An 18,605-nucleotide genomic window follows, 5' to 3' on the forward strand; every position below is an offset into this window, starting at 1 on the left:
GCATTGGTGGACTGGCGAATGGAGTTAATCAGCTTCCAATTGGCAACCGAGTAAAGTCGGCCCTTTATTCATTCAATGGAAGTATCCATGGCGCAAACGTACAAGCAGATCCAGAAGCAGATCGAACAGCTTCAACGACAGGCAGAAGCTCTGCGCAACAGTGAGGTCAAAGGTGTCATCGACCGCATCAAGGTGGCGATTGCGCACTACGGCCTGACGGCTGCACAACTGGGACTTGGCACGAACAAGACAGTTGCTCAGCCGAAGAAGGCCACGAACGCGTCGGGCAAGTCCGGTGCGAAGTTCAGTGACGGCAACGGCAACGTCTGGTCAGGCCGTGGACCGCGTCCTCAATGGCTTCGTGACGCGCTGACGGCGGGTCGGTCGATCGACGAATTCCGAGTGGGATCGCGCAAGAAGTCGAAGCCTGTCTCCGTGGAGACCGTGTCCGGCGAGACTGTTGCGCCAGCTGCCCGCCCTGCCCGCAAGAAGGCGAAGCGCGCCGCGTCGAAGATCTACAAGGATGATGCCGGCAATTCCTGGAGCGGGATGGGGCCCAAGCCCGGATGGCTGAAGGCCGCACTGGCCGCCGGAAAGACTCTGGAAGACCTCCGGGGTTAACCACGCGACCAGGACGCTGGCACTCCATGGGCAGCGCAGGGGCGTCAACAGTCGATCTCGCGACTACCGATGCCCTCGCGGTCGCCGATCCATCGACTACTTGTTCGCTTCCGCTGCCAGCTCGGTCATCTGCTCACGCCGTACTCGGCCGACAACTTCTTGACCGGTTCCTTCTCGATGAAAAGCCGCCAGGCAATCTCCAATGTCCGCGGATCGAAGCGCCGCTCGCGCGCGACGCGTTCGAGCGGGTGGCTGTCAATGACGATCATGGCTGGGCGGCAAGGTCATGAAGAGGCTCATCAGGCCCAGGAATAGCCAGTAGAGCATCAGCGCCCCCACCGAGAACGCAAGCATGCCCCAGCGCGGAAATCGGGGGTTGCCGATCAGGAAGCCGAAGACCAGGGTTACCAGGAACCCCAAGAATGCGATCGGCACGAACGTCGCGCGCAGAAACGGCTCCATCAGCACGAGCAAGGCGCAGCATGCCAGGCGCACCATCTGCCAACCGACAAAAAGCGAGATCTCCAGCAACCGAAGCGCGATGGGAATGCGGTGCGCGGGCACGGTCACAGATCGAGATCGGCCGATATTGAAGTGGTCCATGGTTCATTCCTCCGTCGCCCAGCAGACGAGCCGGAGCTCTTTCAAATTGATGAGGTCGCGAGAGCCATCGCCGAAGCGAATCTCTGCCAGGTCGTTGTCGTGCGCCTTGAGTCGCAACGAACCGCGGCGGGCGCCGCAGTCGCTGCTGCGCCCGACTCAGCTGGCGGTGGTCGACCAAGAATCGCATCGACGTTGCCACGCGTGATGGCTGCGCTGCCCTCCGGCAACGCCACGGTCTGGGCCGGTCGTTTCTTCATCGCCGCTGCGAGCTGGTAGAGCACCCGGGTATCGCCACCCACACGTCCTGTCTCGAATGCAGACCGCACCTGCGCCGGCGCGTCGATCAGGCCCGCGGCCTCGGTGATGAATGATCGAGGCTTGTTGGGCCTGCGGGCAATCTCCGCGCGCGAATACCCCTCCCTCTCGCGCTCCGCGATGAACAGCGCCAGGTCGAACGGCGACATGTTTTCGCGGTGGAGGTTTCCTGCGGCCTGGGCGAACGGATCCACCCGGTCGTCCAGGAAGGCCGGCACAGTTTCGAGTCCCGCGCGCCTGGCCGCGCGAACGCGACGTTCCCCCCGGTTCACGATGTAGCGTCCCGCTGCCTCCGGATGCCGGCGCAGCGACACGGGCTCCAGCACCCCGTGCGTCTGAATCGACTCCGCCAGTTCCGCGATGGTCCTTTCATCGACCGAACGCCGCGGCTGCGATGGATCGAAGTCGATCAACGACAACGCCACCTGCATGGGCACGCCATCGGCGATCGATGCGTCAGTCCTGTTCAGCAGATCGCTCGCCCTGAATTGCGCTCGCCGACCTCGTTCGATCTCTCCTTCGTGAAGGGCTACGAGTCTAGAGAGACAACTCCGCGAGCTACTGGACCCGCCCGATCATCGATGCTTGTGGCCGCAAGCAGGGCGAGTCTATGAGCACGCCATTCTGCCGCCAGATCCATTTTGCTCACGGCTGCCACAAGCGCCCGCGTGAGAAGAACAAGATCGCGGTAGCCGCCAATGCCATGGCCACGAGCGCGATGGCATGCCGGCAAACGCCACGCGTTGCCAAGACCGCAGAGGTGCTCTGAAAATTCGGCACACCTGTGCGTAGGCGATGCTCCCTACCAAACCCGGCCCGCCGGGCGTGGACACATGCAGGATCTCGAACTTCTCGGTGACAACCTCGTCAATCGCAACTGCGTGCTCCCACGCTACAAACTTCATCCATTGCCAATTGCGGGTATCGATTGCGAGTGCGGCGGTGTGCACCCCCTCACGCTGCGCGGGACCAGAGAGCTGTTCGATCTCTTTCTCAATACGGGCGGCACACGACGTCCAGATCGAGCGATCGGTCTTCAGAAGTCGGCACCGGCCGTTGCCGCGTGGGGGCGTTGTGCCCTGTCCCTACTGGCCTTTTCAGCGATCCGCCCGAAAAAGCATTGACAACGAACGCAAGCAAAGTACATTTAACACTGTTTATTTAACGGTGTAAGTGAAATGCGACCTGTACTGACCGACGAAGAGGTAGCTCAGTTCCGTGCCGATGTCTGCCGCGTTGCCGAGGTGCTGTTCGCGCGTCATGGCGTCGAGGGCGTCACGATGCGGCAGATTGCCGCGGAGCTTGCCTGGAGTCCTACCACCGCCTACCGCTACTTCAAGAACAAGGAAGAAATCCTTGCGGCTGTGCGAGCCGCTGCATTCAACCGGTTCTGCGAAGTCATCGAAGAAGCGACGCGCTCGAGCCCGGACCCGCGCAAGAGCGCACGCAACGTCGGCCAGGCCTACCTGGGTTTTGCCCTGGAGAACCCGGACGCCTACCGAATGATGTTCGACGTCAGTCAAGCCGCAGTGACCGGCAATGCGGAGCTGACAGAAGCTTTGGCGCGGGCGCGCCGCAGCATGGTGGCATACGTGGCCCCACTGATCGACAAGGGCATCCTGCGCGGCGAAACGCAAGCCCTGGGGCAGATGCTGTGGGCGTCCGCACACGGCCTCGTGATGCTGAGGCTCTCGGGCATCGTGGCCGACGACACCGAACTGCGGCAACTCCATGAAAGGACCATGTCAGCCCTGGTTCGCGGCGCCCATCAGGGGACGGCCAGCAGCCGCGGCACAAGCGCCCTGGAACGCATCAGCCCCGCCCCCGCTCGCAAAGCGGCAAGAAAAATCCCCTGAACCCCAACCCCAATCCCACCTCGCAAGGACCATCATGCAGAACCCATCGAAACCGCATCGCGCCGTTGCCGTCGCGGTTGCTCTCATCCTCAGTGCCTCGGCCTCCCTGGCGCAGGCTCCGCAGCCTCCGCCGCCAGAGGCCACCGATCCCGTGAAGCTGGAACTCATGAAAGGATTCCCGCCGGCGCCCGACAAAACCGTCAGGCTGTCCACGGTCCTGAAATTCCCCAATGGCCGCTGGGCGTTCCACCACATGCGAGAACTCGGTCCGACGGTGCAGGTCTGGCGTGGCGACGAGAAGCCGTCCATCGTGCGCGAGGCCCAACAGGATATCGGCGCGCTGAAGTTCGAGGACGACAAGGGCGGCAAGACCACCCTGGCCGACTGGCAGCGCAGCACCTACACCGATGGCCTTCTCGTGCTGCACAAGGGCGCGATCGTCTACCAGAAGCACTACTCCGGCATGGCCGCCCACCAGCCGCATTCGCTCTGGTCCATGAGCAAGTCGTTTACCGGCTTGCTCTCAACGATGCTGATCAAGGAGGGGGTGATCGATCCCAACGCCCTGGTCACGAAGTACCTGCCCGAGCTGAAAGACAGCGCGTGGGCGGATGCCACCGTACAGCAGACGCTCGACATGACCACTGGCGTTGCGTACCAGGAAAACTTCCGCGACCCGAGCTCCGGCATCTTCCAGTACCTGCACGCCGCCGGGCTGTTGCCTGCGCCTCCCGCTTACAGCGGGCCCCGCGCCATCCCCGACCTGCTGGTGACCCTCAAGAAGGATGGCGAGCATGGCGCGGGATTCAAATACAAGACCGTCGACACCGAGGTCATGGGCTGGCTCCTGCAGCGCGTCACGGGCAAGAGCTATTCCGCGCTCCTGTCCGAGCGCCTCTGGTCGCGCATCGGCGCCCAGGATGACGCGTACGTCTGGGTCGACCCGATCGGCACGCAGATCACCAGCGTGGGCTTCAGCGCAACGCTGCGAGACCTTGGGCGGGTGGGCGAGACGCTGCGCACGGCGGGCCGTTCCAACGGGCAGCAGGTCATCGCGGAAAGCGTCATCGCGGAAATCCGCAAGGGCGCCGACATCGAGAAGTTCAAGGCCAGCGGCCAGGCGACGCGCTTCGGCTACTCGTATCACAACCAGTGGTGGATTCCCCACGACCGCGACGGCACCTTCGAGATGAAGGGATTGAACGGGCAGCACATGCACATCAACCCGGCGGCCGAGCTGGTCATCGTCAAGCTCTCTTCCCACCCCAATGGCGATACCGGCTTCACGCACAACCTCGACCGGCGGGCGTTCGCCGCCATCGCTGCCGCGCTGCGCGCGCATTGAGAGGAACGCCATGAGCACCCACCACACCTTCCAACCCGGCCTCCTGCGCAACAAGGCCGTGTTCATCACGGGCGGCGGCAGCGGCATCAACCGCCAGATCGCGATCACCTACGCGCTTGCCGGGGCGTCAGTGACGATCGTTGGCCGCAGCGAGGAAAAGGCGCGCGATGCCGCTGCCGAGATCGGGGCTGTCGGCGGGCATGCGATCGGGCTGTCCGCGGATGTGCGCAGCTATGAGGCGTTACGAAACGCCGTCGAGCAGGCGCACGCGGCGTTTGGCCCGATCGACATCGTGGTCGCCGGCGCCGCCGGAAATTTCGTCGCGCCGGCGACGGGGATGAGTTCCAACGGCTTTCGTGCCGTCATCGACACCGATCTGGTCGGGACTTTCAATGCGCTACGCGCCGCCTACGATTTCCTTCGCAAGCCATCCGCCCTGGTGCTGGCCATTTCCGCCGTCCAGTCCAGCATGCCCACCTACGCCCAGGCCCATGTGTGCGCCGCCAAGGCCGGCATCGACATGTTGATTCGCTCACTGGCGGTGGAGTGGGCCGAGGATGGAATCCGATGCGTGGGCATAGCGCCGGGCCCGGTGGCCGATACCGAAGGCATGGTCCGGCTCGCGCCGCAGGGCCAGGAAAGCTGGGCCAGGCTGCTGCAGTCCATTCCGTCCGGACGTGGCGCATCCAAGCAGGAGATCGCCGACCTGGCGCTGTACCTGGCCAGCGAATCCGGGCGCTATATCAATGGCGTGGTGATTCCGATCGATGGCGGCTTCTCCGCCGTCGGCTCCCTGGAGTTCGGACGGATGCTGAAGGATTCTGTCGCGCAGGCCGCCAGCGCCGCCACCTGAAATCTGCAAGAAAAAGGAGACAACGATGAGCAACACCTGCGGCGTCGCCTTGCCGACCATCGACACACCCAGCCCTGGAATGCGCTTCGAAGACTGGATTCAGGCTACGAACGTGTTCGATGCCATCGAGCGCACGCAAAGGCGCTGCGCCGGCGGCAAGACAGCCATCACCTTCCTCGGCACGGAGCCTGAAGCCCCGCCACACAAGCTCAGCTACACCCAACTTGTGGAGGGGATCGCGCGGACGGCGAATGCCTTCCGGTCTCTCGGCTTGCGGCGGGGCGACGTGGTGGCCTATATGCTGCCGTCGCTGGTCGAAACGCAGTTCGTGCTGTGGGGCGCGGCGACGGCTGCGTCGGCCTTGCCGCTCAACCCGCTGCTGAAGGCCGAGGAGATCGCCAGCCTTTGCCGGGCAGCCGGTGTCAAGGCGCTGGTGGCACTGGGACCTCTGCCGGGCACCGAGATCTGGGACAAGGCCGAGCGGGTAAGAGCGCTGGTGCCGGCGATCGGCGCCCTGATCCAGGTGGGAGGTGAGAAAGCCGCCAGCGGCGCCAAGGTTCATCTCCTGGCGGATCTGCTGCGGTCGAACTCGCGGCAACTGGCATTTTCTGACCTGCCCGAGCCAGACGATGTCGCCGCCTATTTCCACACGGGCGGAACGACCGGTGCGCCGAAGCTGGTTATTCATACCCATCGCAACCAGCTGGCCGCTGCCTACGGAGGCGCCTGGGCGGTAGGCGCTTGCACCGACGATGTGATCGTCAACGGTTTGCCGATGTTCCACGTGGCATCCGCAATCTTTTGCAGCCTGGCCATGTTCGTTGCCGGCGCGGAAGTGGTGATCCTCTCGCCAGCCGGATTTCGCAACCCCCAGATCGTCGCCAACTTCTGGCGCATCGTGGAGCGCACCGGAACGACCATCGTCGGCGGCGTACCCACGGCGCTCTCGGCCGTGGTGAAGGTCGATCCGAAAGGCGCGGACTTGAGCCGCGTGCGCATCAACATCTGCGGTGCCTCCTTGCTTCCTCGCAGTGTCGCCGAGCAGATGGAGCTGCTCACGGGCAAGCCCATGCGTGAGGTCTACGGCATGACCGAAGCCGGTGGCGTGATCTGCGTCGACCCGGTGTCCCGCGCGCGGGTCATGGGGTCCGCGGGGTGCCCCATACCGTTCTGCGAAGTCGAGGCGCGCGCGCTGGCCGGAACAAGCGCCTCGAGCCGCTCCTGCATGCCGGGTGAGGCGGGCATGCTCGTGGTTCGCGGGCCCAACGTGACGCCCGGCTACAAGGACGCCGGGCAATCCGCCAGCCTCTTTACCGAGGACGGCTGGCTCATCACCGGAGACGTGGGGTACGTCGACGCCACCGGTCGTGTGTTCATCACGGGTCGCGCCAAGGACCTGATCATCCGCGGCGGCCACAACATCGACCCGGCTGTCATCGAAGAGTGCCTGATGCGGCACCCCGCAGTGGCCGATGCGGGCGCGGTGGGCATGCTGGACGCCTACGCGGGCGAAGTGCCGGTGGTCTATGTCACGTTGCGGCAAGGCGCTAGCGTCACGGAGGACGAATTGCTGGCTTTCGCCAAGGCCACCATCAATGAACCGCCCGCGCTCCCGCGGCGGCTCTTCGTCCTGGAGCAACTGCCCATGACCGCCGTGGGAAAGATCTACAAGCCCGCACTGCGGCAGGACTGCACACGGCAGCACTTGCTGGAGGTGCTCCAGGGTGAATCGATCGCAGCCCTGACGGTGCGCGAGGAACCCGGCCGCGGCCTGGTCGTGTGCATCGAGTTGGCAGCCGCCGAGGAGGACTCCTCCCACGAAACCCGTCAGCGCATCGCTGCCGACTTGAAGGGCTATCTGCTCACCCTCGAGTGGGCAAGCTCCCAGGCAAGCCCGTCCTGATCGCAACCAGGAGATCACCTTGAAAACCGTCAACAGGCGGACCGCCGCAGCGGCCGTCGCAGCTACGCTTTTGCCTTTCGGAAGCGTTCGGGCCCAGAGCCCGGCGTTTCCCTCGCGCACCATTTCCGTCGTGGTCGGCTTTCCCGCCGGCGGCGCGACGGACGTCACCGCCCGGGTCGCGATACCGCACCTTCAAAAGTCGTGGGGACAGTCCGTCATCGTCGAGAACGTGCCAGGTGCCGGTGGTTCCATCGGCGTGCAGAAGATGCTGAATGCGGCGCCTGAAGGGCACGTCCTGTTTCTCGGTACCGCGAGCGACACGGTGCTGGCACCGCTTGCCATCCAGTCGGCGCGATACAAGCCTGAAGATCTGCGCCTGCTGGGCTACATGGGCCAAGCCGAATTCGTCATCGTGGGGCGCCCGGGGCTGGCCTTGAACAGCCTGGATGACCTCGTGGCGCACATGCGCGCCGCATTCAGCACGGAATTGAGCTACGCCTCCTTCGGGGACGGGTCGATCTACCACCTGATCGGAGAGGACCTGAAGAATCGCAGCGGCGGGAAACTGCTGCACGTCCCCTACCGGGGTATGGGACCCGTCGTCACCGATCTGATCGGCAATCAGGTCGACCTCGCCTTTTTGCCCGTGGCCGGACAGACTGTGGGCCTCATCAATTCAGGCCGGGTGAAGCCCATCGCGCTGACGGGCCCCAAGCGAAATCCCCAACTCCCACAAGTCGCATCGGTGGACGAGTCCCGGCAGATGAAGGGCTTGCACCACACCGTCTGGTTGGGCCTGTTCGGCCCTGCCACGTTGCCCGCCGAGGCGGCAAAGAAGGTGAACGCCGCCGTCAATGATGCGATTCGCACCCCGGAGTACCTCAAGTTCTCGGCTGAGAACGGCACCAGCGTTCCCGACCCCGGCCTGACGCTGCAACAAGCAGCGAAGTTCTATGGCGACGACACCGAGAAGCTCCGGCGGCTCGCCAGATCGATCAAGCTGGAAGCTAAATGACGGCGCAAACCGCAACGCCGATCCAGTTCTACTTCGACTTCATTTCCCCCTTCGGCTACTTCGCGAGCCTTCGAATCGACGAGCTGGCCCGACGTTATGGCCGCGAGGTGGAGTGGACATCGATGCTGGTGGGCGTCAGTGTGCTCAAGGTGATGGGTCTGCCGCCCATCGTCGAGCTTCCGCTGAAGGGTCCATATGTCATCAACGATGCCAAACGCTATGCCAGGCAGCATCAAGTTGCATTCGAACGCCCCAGCACGTCTCCAACGTCCCGCCCTGTGGAGGCTGGACGCGCCTTCGCCTGGGCAAAGGGGATCGATCCGGCAGCTGCCAAACGGCTCGCCGGATTCATCTTTAGCAGCTACTTCGTGCGCTGTCTCGACATCTCGGAGGACAGCGTGCTGAGCGCGTGTGTAAGAAAGGCCGGGCTGTCGTGGCCCGCCTTCGAGGCGGCTCGCGCCGAGGGAACTCCGGCTGAGCTCCTTCGGCGCAATGTCGATGACTCGATCCAGCGCGGCGTGTTTGGTTCGCCCTACTTCATCGTGGATGGAGAGCCGTTCTTCGGTTTGGAGAAATTGCCGGTTGTCGAAGAGTGGCTCGCCGCTGGCGGATGGTGATCAAGCAGACTCACGGTCGCGGGACGGGCGGCGTTCGCAAACCTGACCCGCTGGCCTGTTGTCGACGAGCAGCGCAGAATCTAGCTCCTCTAGGAGGGCGCCATGGGCAATCAGCAAACCACCGAGTCTGTGAAGACCGAACTCGACCGTCTGACTTCCGAGTTCTTCGGCGCTGTGTCGTTTGAACCCGCCAGCAGCCCACCAGCCTATGAGCGCATCCGGTCGCTCTTCATCAAGTCCGGTTTGCTCATCAAGAACGTGGGAGCCACGCCTGAAATCTCTACTGTTCAGGAATTCATCGAGCCAAGGGAGACCATGGTCCGCAAGGGCGAACTGACGAGGTTCCTAGAAGAAGAGCTTTCCGAGGTAACGCAAATCTTCGGCAATATCGCGCACCGCTTCAGCGCGTACTCGAAGTCTGGAACCATGAATGGACGCTCTTTCACGGCGCGTGGGATGATTTCGACCCAGTTCATTCTGACGCCCACAGGGTGGAAGATGAGCGCAATGGCCTGGGACGATGAGGGGCCCGGCCTGTCATTGGCAATTACCTGAGTTTCTCTGTACGGGGTTGACCGGTAAGCTCACAGAACCTCTGTATCGCCTGCTCGGGATGCATCAACCGGGCTCGGTCGCTGGCCCGCGTGAGCCGACCTACCGACTCACCCGTTTGCGGTTTATGTATATATTCGTTAAACCCCTACTTCGCCTACAGCCGAGTTCCCAGACCGAAAAGGAGCACCCGTGAAGAAAGATGTCGTATTTTCGCTTTTGGCCGCGGGCGCCGTGCTTGCAGGATGCGCCTTAAATCCACCGGGTTCCACATCTACGCGAACCGAAGTCTGCAAGGCAACCAGCGAGCGGGAAGTTGCCGCGCTGTTTGACCGCTGGAACCAGTCTTTGCAAACTGGCGACGCGCACAAGGTGGTTGCAAATTATGCGGAGAAATCGGTCCTGCTTCCCACCGTTTCCAACACACCGCGTCTCAATGCGGCGCAAAAGGAAGACTACTTTGAACACTTTCTTGAAAACAAGCCGTTCGGCCGCATTGACTTCAGAACAATAGAGATAGGTTGCACCACGGCAGTGGATGCTGGCCTGTATACCTTCACGTTCGCCAAGACGGGAGCTGTCGTCAAGGCGCGGTACACGTACACCTACAAGTGGGACGGTAGTCAATGGCTAATCACCAGCCACCATTCTTCGGCCATGCCGGAGAAGTAAATTACCTTACCGGTGGGGTCTATCCATCGAGCGGACATGCCCTGGCCAAGCCGGCGTTGAATCACGAAGCGATTGACCCCGGAAGGTCCTGCCTGTCTTCATCACCGGATTTGGTTCCAGCCACTTCGCTTTGGGCGCATGCCGTCATGGAGAGTAGTCCTCGCGTCTGACCGCTTAGGGCCCGCTGGCGACCGTCCGAATTTGGCACATTTCGTGTGACAACTCGGTTCCGCACCTGTTGACCGACGACGACCTGCTACTTGCGTTTCGGCAGTTCGTCGCGTGTTTGCGCCCTGGCGGCGGATGCATCATCAGTGTCAGGGACTATGACGAGGAAGCGCGCGGCACGAACCTAGTCAAGCACTACGGAGCGCGGGTCGAAGACGGCAAGCGCTACGTGCTGTTCCAAGTCTGGGATTTCGGTGGCGACCACTACGACCTGTCCTTCTTCGTTGTTGAAGATGAATTGGCCACCGGCCAGGCGAAGACCCACGTGATGCGTTCAAGGTACTACGCAGCTTCGGTCGCACGGCTTTGCGAGTTGATGCGCAAGGCTGGCTTCGAGAGTTCGAGAGCGTGAAGCGGCTTGACGACGCGTTCTATCAGCCCATCCTGGTCGGCTCCAAGCCTGCGATTGGGTAGCCGACTGCCTAGGCAGAATGCGGCCGCAAAGGCAACGCTCTAGGCTGAGAGGCGGACGCGACACTCGACGTTGAGCGTTGTGCCTTCCTTCGACAAGTGATACGGTCGAATCCATGGGAGACCAGAGACGCCCGCTGCGACCGGGAGAACTTGCGCCGGCGTTCGCGCTTCCGGCGGCCAACCTCGAAGGAATGGTCTCCCTCGACAGCTTGCGTGGTCGCCCGTTCCTGATTGGCTTCTATCGCGGGCTGCATTGCCCGTTCTGCCGGCGCCAGGTGCTTCAGCTTGCAGGCGTACAGCCGGCCTTGCATGCGGCCGGCGTAGAGACCGTGGCAGTGATCAACACGCCCCTGGACAACGCCCGCCTGTATTTCCGCCACCGGCCGACGCCGGTCACGCTTCTGTGCGACCCGGAATGCGTCACGCACCGGGCCTTCGGCGTGCCGCATGGCGAGTTCCTGCCCGATGGCAGCCTTGAGCAGCCCGAATGGCCCTATCAGGCAAGCATGGCGGAATTCGTCGCGTCGCGCATCAACCCTACCGGTGAGCTGCCGGAACCGTTACAGCCGTTGGAAGCCCTCGCCGCACTCAACGCCAAGGACGGCTTCGAGCTTGAAGAGGCCGACAAGGCGATCGTCGCGAACCACGGCACTCAGCTCGTCGGACACTTCCTGGTCGATGCGGCCGGCATCGTCGGCTGGGTGCAGATCGAGGCGCCCGACGGGCCGAACAGCCTCTCCATCTTCCCGAATGCGGCGGAGATCATTGCCGCCGCTGGCAGCCTTGGACGTTGACCTACGGCGGATCACCCGCCACCGTTTTGCTGCCAGGAAGCAGCCTCTGGCCATATGCAGCAACCGTTGCTTGCTCCATATGCCGTTGAGCGATCGAGGGCGATGGACCGCAAGGGAGCCCGGTGCTGTACGTGACATGCGAGCGCCGAATACCGGTGTCGGCCCAAGACCAGTCATCCACTATCACCTCCCAACGAAGATGAGCCGTGTGACCATTTCGACAGCGCCGAGCGACCCTTCGGCCTCGCTGGTGAGCGACGTTCGCCGCATTACAGGCTAGGGTCAGAATGCGGCCATCAACAGCATTCAACGTGGATGCCAGAAGCAGCCGCTCGACGCCGCTTTCGAACCATTGCAGCCCGTGGCGGTCTCCGAGCGACCGGTCGGTCCACCCTGGGCCTGGGCCTGGGCTTCCGCGGAACTTGCGGGGCGACTCAGAGCCCAGCGGAAGCGGTCATTGGTAGGGGTCAATCGACGACTGGGAAAACACGGCAACCGAACGGCCACACTCGAAAGTTGCGAACTCGCACTCTCGACCCCAGAGCCGAAACACGGCGCTTCCGAAACAGAACATTCGCGACTTCGTCGAGCGCGGTTTCCGCTTCGCGGATGCGCGCTCGACGCTTGGTGTTCCCCTGATTCGGACGTCGAATCGCTCGCAACGGCCATGCGCCGCTGACCTGGCAGGCTCCTGTGCGAAGATGTGCCCTGACGCGGCTACCGCGCGGTGGTCTCGATCGAGGGACCCCTGCATGCCCACTCCCGCACCCGGCCCATCCTCCCCCGCGATCCGCGCGTTGCTGTTGTGCGACCTGGTCGCCAGCACCCACCTCGTCGAGCGCCTGGGCGACGCCGCTGCGGCCGAGTTGATGGCACGCCACGACCGCATCGCGCGTGACCTGCTTGCTGCCCACGGCGGCCGCGAGATCGACAAGAGCGACGGGTTCCTGCTGCTGTTCGAGCGGCCGGTCGAGGCGGTGCGCTTCGCGCTTGCCTACCAGGCGCAGCTGCTCGAACTCGGCGCCCAGTCGAAGACTTCCCTCGCCTCGCGCGTGGGCATTCATCTCGGCGAGGTGGTGCTGCGCGAGAACGCGGCCGCCGACGTCGCGCGAGGCGCCAAGCCGTTGGAGGTCGAGGGCCTGGCCAAGGCCATCGCCGCGCGCGTCATGTCGCTCGCCGGCCAGGGGCGCATTCTGATGACACGCACGGCCTACGACTTCGCGCGCCGGGGTGCGGTGGGCCATGCCGACGAGGCCGCGCTGCGCTGGGCCGTGCACGGGCCGTACCGGATGGCCGGCGTTGACGATCCGGTGGAGGTCTGCGAAGTGGCCACCGCCGGCGCTGACGCGCTGACGCCGCCTCCAAGCGCGGAAAAGGCGCAGCGCGTGGCCCAGGCCGCCACATCGTCGACGTCCGCCGCGCCGGCCGCCGGACCACTGCTCGCCGTGCTGGCATTCGACAACCTGTCCAACGACCCCGAGATGCAGTTCTTCTCCGACGGCGTCAGCGAGGAAATCATTCAGCGCGTATCGCGTGGCAGCCAGCTCAAGGTGATCGGACGCACGTCGAGCTTCCAGTTCCGCGGCGATCGCAAGGCCGAGGCGGCGAACGCCTTGCATTGCACCCACGTGCTCGACGGCTCGATCCGCCGCGCAGCGGCCCGGTTGCGGGTCAGCGCGCATCTGATGGAGGCCGCCTCGCAGACCACGCTGTGGTCGGAACGCTTCGAGCGCGGGGTGGAAGACATCTTCGCCGTGCAGGACGAGATCTCCGAGAACATCGCCCGCGCACTCGATCAGGCCTTCGCCAGCGCACCGGCCCCGACGGTGGAGCCGGCGGTATATGACCTCTACCTCCGATCGAGGCCCAAGGGCTACGCGCCCGACGAACTGCGCACCCACGTCGGCGTGCTGGAGCTGGTGACCACGCGCGCACCGCAGTTCGCCGCGGCATGGGGGCGGCTGGCCTATCTGCGTGCCTTCTTGCGCTTCTACCAGCCGTTCGCCGAGCGCGCGGCCAGCGCGGCGCAGGTGAACCGCGAAGCCGAGCGCGCGCTGTCGCTCGATGCACAGAACCTCGACGCGATGGCAGGGCAGTACTTCGTGATCGCGCCGTTCGGGCGTTTCGTCGAGGCCGATGCCGCGCTCGTTCGTCTGCGCCGCGCACCCGGCACGGGCGACGGGCAGCGCTACATCGGCTGGGGCCTGCGCCACTTCGGCTGGATGCGCGAGGCGCTGACGGCCACCGAGCAGGCCTTTCAGCTCGATGTGCTGGATCCGATGTCGGCCAACCTCCTCGCCCTCGCACGCATGGCGGCAGGCCATATCGCCGACGCCATTCCCGTGTTCGAGGAACTGGTGGAGCGCATGCCCACGATGAGCTTTCCGGTGTCCAGCCTGCTGCGTGCCCACGCATTCCAGCAGGACTGGGCCGCGGTGGACCGGCTGCTCGCCCTGGCCGAGCAACGCCAGTTGCGCGAGTTCCAGGACGGGCTGCCCTTCATCCGCGCCAAGCGCGACCCCTCGCCCGCGCACATCGGTGCGTGGCGCGAGGAGCTCGAAGCGCATGTTCGCAGGACGGGCTGGGTCGACGTGTCACGCCTCGTGTACGCGGCCCACCTGGGCCTGGTGGACGAGGCTTACGTCGCCGCCGACGCCGCACGCCTGGGGCCGGCCGGCCATGCCGACGACATCATGGGGCCCGACGGCTACCGCACCGCGCTGCTGTTCCAGGCCAGCATGCCCGAGCTGCGCAACGATCGGCGTTTCGCGCCTTTGTGCGCCCGGCTCGGACTCGTCGAGTTCTGGCTGGCCAGCGGCAAGTGGCCCGACTGCGCGAGCGAGGTGCCCTACGACTTCCAGCTCGCATGCGAGCAGGCACGGGCCGTGCCGAAAGAAGACTTCGGCTTCTGAGCGCCCGCGCCCCGGCGCTTCACACGGTCACGAACGACTCGCCCTTGTGCGCGGCGGTGACCCCGTCGAGCGTGGCGTTCACCGACTTCCAGCTCTTCAGCGCCTTGATGCGCGCCAGCCAGCCCTGCACGTACGGATAGGCCGTGAAATCGCAACCGATCACCTCGCCCAAGGTGAGCAGTCCGGCGCCGAAATGGTCCGCGATGCTGATCGCATCGCCGCACACGTAGTTGTGCCCGGGGCCGAGGATGTGGTCGTTGAGGACTTGCAGCCACACCTTCGAGCGCTCCTGGCCCCACTGCACCGTGCCGGCCTGCGCCTCGTCGCTGCGCCGCCTGTGGTGCGGCAGCAGCTGGGCGAACACCAGGCCGAAGCAGTAGTCGCGGCTCAGTTGGGTGTTGAACCAGTCCATGCGCTCGTTGACGCGGGCCCGCTGCTGCAGGCCCCTGGGGTACAGCGGCGAGTCGATCTTGTCGGCCAGGTATTTCAGGATCGCCGAGCTCTCGGTGAGGCGGAAATCACCGTCCTCCAGCATCGGCACCAGCGCATTCGGGTTGAGCGCACGATAGGCCGGCTGCAGGTGCTCGCCCTTGAAGATGTCGACCACATTCAGGTCGAGATCGATACCGCTCTCTGCAGCGAAGAGCAGTACGGGCCTGCTCGCGGTGGAAGCGGGGTGGTAGTAGAGCTTCATCTCAGGTCTCCTAGCTCATTGCGCGCTCTGCACGCGCTCGTTGGGATCGATCACGCCGAGGTTCTCGATGACCTTCATCTGCCCGGCCTGCACCTGGCCGACGTACATGGTAAGCCGCAGGTGATGCTGGCCGGGCACCATTTCGGCGGCCCCGCCCGGTCCTTCGGCGATGCGCGCGTGGTCGAGTGCGCGGATCACCGCCGCCTGATCAAGCGTGCCGGCCTCCCGCACGGCCGCCTCCCAGAGCTTCAGCCCGCGATACAGCCCCGTGCTGGCGCTGCCGGCGGTGAACTTGGCGCTGCCCGGAAATCGCTCGTCGTAGCGGCGCAGCAGCGCCGTGCTGAATGGGTCGCTGACGGCCTGGTAGTAGTCGAGGCAGCTGTAGAGCCCCTCGACATGCTCGGCCGGCAGCAGGCTCGCAAGATTCTCCTCGAAGTAGGGGCAGACGATCCGGCCGCCGCGCTTCGTAAAGCCGGCCTCGTACAGCTGCTGCAGGAACGGCGCCACGCCGGGCGGCACCGTGGTGTTGAAGACCACCTGCGCGTCGCTGGACATGATCTTGTCGACCGTGCTGCGGTAGTCCGCGTGATCGACGGGGAAATACTCCTCGCCGACGATCGAGCCGCCGTGCGCGGTGACCGCGGCACGCACCCGCTTGTTCATCACGTGCGGCCAGATGTAGTCAGCCGAAGGGAGGTAGAACCGGCGAGCATCGGTGTGCTTCATCAACCAGGGGATCAGCGAATCGACCTGTTGTGCCGGCACGGGGCCGGTGCAGAAGATGAGCGGGTCGCTCTCCTCGCCTTCGTACTGCTCCGGGTAGATGTAGAGCTTCTTGCCCTGCACGACGGCCGGGCCCTTGATCGCCTGCCGGGTGGAGCTGTAGATGCCGCCGAAGATCACGTCCACGCGATCGCCCTGAACCAGCTTGGCGGCCTTGGCGGCGGCCACCTTGTCGTCGGTGGCGCTGTCTTCGATGATCAGCTCGATGCGCCGCCCGAGCAGACCGCCGCCGGCGTTGATCTCGTCGACCACCAGGCGGGCGAGGTTGGCGTTGGCAATGCCGAGGAAGGACAGTGGGCCGGTCTGGTCGGTGACGAGGCCGATCTTGATGGATGCTTGGCTCACGATGGGATCTCCTTGCGGATGGTGGATGGGTACGGCCCTGTCGCGGGGTGTAGGCACTGTGCGCGCCGGGGGGCGGCCGCGTCTTTAAGCGATGTGAAACGTTGCTAAAGCCCGCCGCGTGGCCCGACAATCGGGGCCGACAAGCAAGAGAGGCGCTCAGGTCTTGGTCTTCAAGGCGAAGGAGTTCGAAGTGCGGCCGGCCGAGCGCCGCCTGCTGGCCCATGGCCAGCCGGTCTCGCTCGGTGGACGCGCGTTCGACTTGCTGCTGGCGCTGATCGAGCTGCGCGACCGCGTGGTCGCCAAGGACGAGCTGCTTTCGCGGGTCTGGCCTGGCACGGTGGTCGAGGAGAACAACCTCACCGTGCAGATCTCGTCGCTGCGCAAGGTTCTCGGGCCGGACGCCATCGCCACCGTGGCGGGGCGCGGCTACCGGTTCACGCTGCCCTTGCTGGACGACGACGCTCCCGCCTCACCGGCCGAGCCGTCATCCCCGCGCGAGCGCCCCGTGATCGCCGTGCTCGCCTTCGACAACCTGTCGAACGAGCCCGAGATGCAGTTCTTCTCCGACGGCGTCAGCGAGGAGATCATCCAGCGCCTCGCGCGTGGCACCCAGCTGCGGGTGATCAGCCGCACCACGAGCTTCCAGTTCCGTGGCGAACGAAAGGCCGAGGCGGCGCAACGCCTGAACTGCGCCTACGTGCTCGACGGCTCGATCCGCCGCGCGGCCGGCCAGGTACGCATCAGCGCCCACCTGATAGAGGCCGCGTCCGGCACGACGCTGTGGTCCGACCACTATGACCGTGCGCTGGAAGGCATCTTCGAGGTCCAGGACGACATCGCCGAAAGCATCGCGCGCGCGCTCGACCACGGTTTCTTCGGTGTTGCGACGCGCGCAGTCGATCCTGCGGTCTATGACCTCTACCTGCGATCCAGCCCCAAGTCCTATGCCCCGGACGAGCTGCGCACCAGCGTCGGCGTGCTCGAGGTGGTGACGCAGCGCGCGCCGCATTTCGCCGAGGCCTGGGGGAGGCTCGCCTACGTGCGCAGCTTCCTGCACATGTACCTGCCATTCGCCGAGCGTGCAGCCAGCGCCGGGCACGTGGTTCGCGAGGCCTCGCACGCGCTGGCGCTCGACGCGCAGAACAACGACGCCCTCGTCGCGCGATGCTTCGTGATGCCGCCCTTCGGCCGGTTCGTCGAAGCCGAGGAGTTCCTCGAGCGTCTGCGCCAGGCGCCCGGCTCGGGCGCCGGCCGGCGCTACATCAGCTGGCTGCTGCGCCTGACCGGCCGCCTGCGTGCGAGCCTCGACGAGGCCGAACGCATCTACCGCCTGGACATGCTCGATCCGATGTCGGCCAACCTGGTGGCGCTGGCCCGCATGGCCACGGGGCAGGTCGCCGAGGCGGTGCCCGTGTACGAAGACCTCGTGGCGCGCATCCCCGACATGAGCTTTCCGATCTCGAGCTTGCTGCGGGCCCATGCCTTCCTGCAGGATTGGGCGGCGGTCGATCGCCTGCTCGCGCTCGCGGCCACGCGCCCGCTGCGCGAGTTCCAGGACACCATCCCTTTCGTCCGCGCCAAGCGCGACCCGACGCCTGAGCACATCGGCGCCTGGCGCAGCGAGTTCGAGGCGCACGTGATGATCACCGGCGGTGTGGACGTGGCCCGCCTGGTCTATGCCGCGCACCTGGGCCTGGTCGACGAGGCCTTCCGTGCTGCCGAGGGCGCCCGCCTGGGGCCTGTGGGGGCCAGCACCGACATCATGGGCCCCGACGGCTACCGCACCGCGCTGCTGTTCCAGGCCAGCATGCCCGAGCTGCGCAACGACCCACGCTTCCCGCGGCTGTGCGCGCGACTGGGACTGGTGGAGTTTTGGCTCGCCAGCGGTCAGTGGCCCGATTGCGCGGACGAGGTGCCCTACGATTTTCGGCAAGAGTGTGAATGGGCGAAGGGTGTGCCTAGGGAGATCTTCGGGTTTTGACGGCGCAACGACGTGGTTCCGGCGCGCTCTTCTGCTCATTCGCACTGCACTTGTCATGCCGGGCTGAGCATCCCATCCACTTGCAGCGTGTTCAGCTTTGCG

At 64.9% G+C, this 18,605-nt stretch carries 20 protein-coding genes; 15 read left to right on the forward strand and 5 right to left on the reverse strand.

Annotation, left to right across the window (positions count from 1 at the left end; all coding sequences use genetic code 11):
• Nucleotides 1–87: 87 nt before the first annotated feature.
• On the forward strand, nt 88–621 hold the full coding sequence (locus BLS74_RS27040) for an H-NS family nucleoid-associated regulatory protein (RefSeq protein WP_170855721.1): 534 nt from the start codon (nt 88–90) through the stop codon (nt 619–621).
• 125 nt (nt 622–746) lie between these two features.
• On the opposite strand, the gene BLS74_RS34570 is transcribed toward BLS74_RS27040, so the two are convergent.
• The 3 genes from BLS74_RS34570 to BLS74_RS27050 are packed head-to-tail and all read right to left on the reverse strand — an operon-like array spanning nt 747 to nt 1,970.
• Nucleotides 747–890, reverse strand: coding sequence for a hypothetical protein (locus BLS74_RS34570; protein ID WP_170855722.1), 144 nt, complete (start codon nt 888–890; stop codon nt 747–749).
• A complete protein-coding gene (locus BLS74_RS27045; RefSeq protein ID WP_093110248.1) occupies nt 877–1,224 on the reverse strand; it encodes a hypothetical protein in 348 nt (115 codons plus the stop codon). The genes BLS74_RS34570 and BLS74_RS27045 overlap by 14 nt, the downstream gene beginning before the upstream one ends.
• A gap of 41 nt (nt 1,225–1,265) precedes the next feature.
• Nucleotides 1,266–1,970: a ParB/RepB/Spo0J family partition protein gene (locus BLS74_RS27050; RefSeq protein ID WP_244504019.1), complete on the reverse strand. Its 705-nt coding sequence runs from the start codon at nt 1,968–1,970 to the stop codon at nt 1,266–1,268.
• 179 nt (nt 1,971–2,149) lie between these two features.
• On the opposite strand from BLS74_RS27050, the gene BLS74_RS35230 reads away from it, so the two are divergent.
• The 13 genes from BLS74_RS35230 to BLS74_RS27105 all read left to right on the forward strand — a co-directional run bounded on the left by BLS74_RS35230 (nt 2,150) and on the right by BLS74_RS27105 (nt 14,700).
• On the forward strand, nt 2,150–2,308 hold the full coding sequence (locus BLS74_RS35230; RefSeq protein ID WP_244504020.1) for a hypothetical protein: 159 nt from the start codon (nt 2,150–2,152) through the stop codon (nt 2,306–2,308).
• Nucleotides 2,309–2,372: 64 nt separating this feature from the next.
• Nucleotides 2,373–2,663, forward strand: coding sequence for a hypothetical protein (locus BLS74_RS35235; protein ID WP_244504021.1), 291 nt, complete (start codon nt 2,373–2,375; stop codon nt 2,661–2,663).
• A 120-nt stretch (nt 2,664–2,783) separates the two neighbouring features.
• The gene (locus BLS74_RS27055) at nt 2,784–3,395 is read left to right on the forward strand and encodes a TetR/AcrR family transcriptional regulator (RefSeq protein WP_170855723.1); all 612 of its coding nucleotides are present in this window, start codon (nt 2,784–2,786) and stop codon (nt 3,393–3,395) included.
• Between the two features lie 34 nt (nt 3,396–3,429).
• On the forward strand, nt 3,430–4,740 hold the full coding sequence (locus tag BLS74_RS27060) for a serine hydrolase domain-containing protein (protein ID WP_093110250.1): 1,311 nt from the start codon (nt 3,430–3,432) through the stop codon (nt 4,738–4,740).
• Between the two features lie 10 nt (nt 4,741–4,750).
• Complete coding sequence (locus tag BLS74_RS27065; RefSeq protein ID WP_093110251.1) at nt 4,751–5,593, forward strand: SDR family oxidoreductase; 843 nt, start codon at nt 4,751–4,753, stop codon at nt 5,591–5,593.
• Between the two features lie 25 nt (nt 5,594–5,618).
• Nucleotides 5,619–7,496 (forward strand): AMP-binding protein, encoded by a 1,878-nt coding sequence (locus BLS74_RS27070; protein ID WP_093110252.1) that lies wholly within the window; start codon nt 5,619–5,621, stop codon nt 7,494–7,496.
• Nucleotides 7,497–7,515: 19 nt separating this feature from the next.
• On the forward strand, nt 7,516–8,511 hold the full coding sequence (locus tag BLS74_RS27075; RefSeq protein WP_170855724.1) for a Bug family tripartite tricarboxylate transporter substrate binding protein: 996 nt from the start codon (nt 7,516–7,518) through the stop codon (nt 8,509–8,511).
• Entirely contained in the window at nt 8,508–9,128 is a 621-nt protein-coding gene (locus BLS74_RS27080; RefSeq protein WP_093110254.1) for a 2-hydroxychromene-2-carboxylate isomerase, read from the forward strand. Before BLS74_RS27075 ends, BLS74_RS27080 begins: the two co-directional genes overlap by 4 nt.
• A gap of 102 nt (nt 9,129–9,230) precedes the next feature.
• Nucleotides 9,231–9,683 carry a hypothetical protein gene (locus tag BLS74_RS27085; RefSeq protein ID WP_093110255.1) on the forward strand — a complete coding sequence of 151 codons (453 nt, stop codon included), beginning with the start codon at nt 9,231–9,233 and terminating at the stop codon, nt 9,681–9,683.
• A 231-nt stretch (nt 9,684–9,914) separates the two neighbouring features.
• Complete coding sequence (locus BLS74_RS27090) at nt 9,915–10,352, forward strand: SgcJ/EcaC family oxidoreductase (RefSeq protein WP_244504023.1); 438 nt, start codon at nt 9,915–9,917, stop codon at nt 10,350–10,352.
• A gap of 238 nt (nt 10,353–10,590) precedes the next feature.
• The gene (locus BLS74_RS27095) at nt 10,591–10,932 is read left to right on the forward strand and encodes a hypothetical protein (protein WP_093110256.1); all 342 of its coding nucleotides are present in this window, start codon (nt 10,591–10,593) and stop codon (nt 10,930–10,932) included.
• Nucleotides 10,933–11,107: 175 nt separating this feature from the next.
• The gene (locus tag BLS74_RS27100; RefSeq protein WP_093110257.1) at nt 11,108–11,788 is read left to right on the forward strand and encodes a redoxin domain-containing protein; all 681 of its coding nucleotides are present in this window, start codon (nt 11,108–11,110) and stop codon (nt 11,786–11,788) included.
• A 752-nt stretch (nt 11,789–12,540) separates the two neighbouring features.
• Complete coding sequence (locus tag BLS74_RS27105) at nt 12,541–14,700, forward strand: adenylate/guanylate cyclase domain-containing protein (protein WP_170855726.1); 2,160 nt, start codon at nt 12,541–12,543, stop codon at nt 14,698–14,700.
• A 19-nt stretch (nt 14,701–14,719) separates the two neighbouring features.
• Here BLS74_RS27105 and BLS74_RS27110 read toward each other — a convergent pair whose 3' ends face one another.
• Together BLS74_RS27110 and BLS74_RS27115 are read right to left on the reverse strand one after the other, a co-directional pair.
• The gene (locus BLS74_RS27110) at nt 14,720–15,394 is read right to left on the reverse strand and encodes a glutathione S-transferase family protein (protein WP_093110259.1); all 675 of its coding nucleotides are present in this window, start codon (nt 15,392–15,394) and stop codon (nt 14,720–14,722) included.
• A gap of 15 nt (nt 15,395–15,409) precedes the next feature.
• Nucleotides 15,410–16,522: a substrate-binding protein gene (locus BLS74_RS27115; RefSeq protein WP_093110260.1), complete on the reverse strand. Its 1,113-nt coding sequence runs from the start codon at nt 16,520–16,522 to the stop codon at nt 15,410–15,412.
• A gap of 163 nt (nt 16,523–16,685) precedes the next feature.
• Here BLS74_RS27115 and BLS74_RS27120 point away from each other — a divergent pair, with 163 nt between their 5' ends.
• Nucleotides 16,686–18,503 carry a winged helix-turn-helix domain-containing tetratricopeptide repeat protein gene (locus BLS74_RS27120; RefSeq protein WP_170855727.1) on the forward strand — a complete coding sequence of 606 codons (1,818 nt, stop codon included), beginning with the start codon at nt 16,686–16,688 and terminating at the stop codon, nt 18,501–18,503.
• Nucleotides 18,504–18,605 lie beyond the last annotated feature (102 nt).

Source organism: Variovorax sp. CF079, assembly GCF_900101545.1.
GTDB lineage: Bacteria > Pseudomonadota > Gammaproteobacteria > Burkholderiales > Burkholderiaceae_C > Variovorax.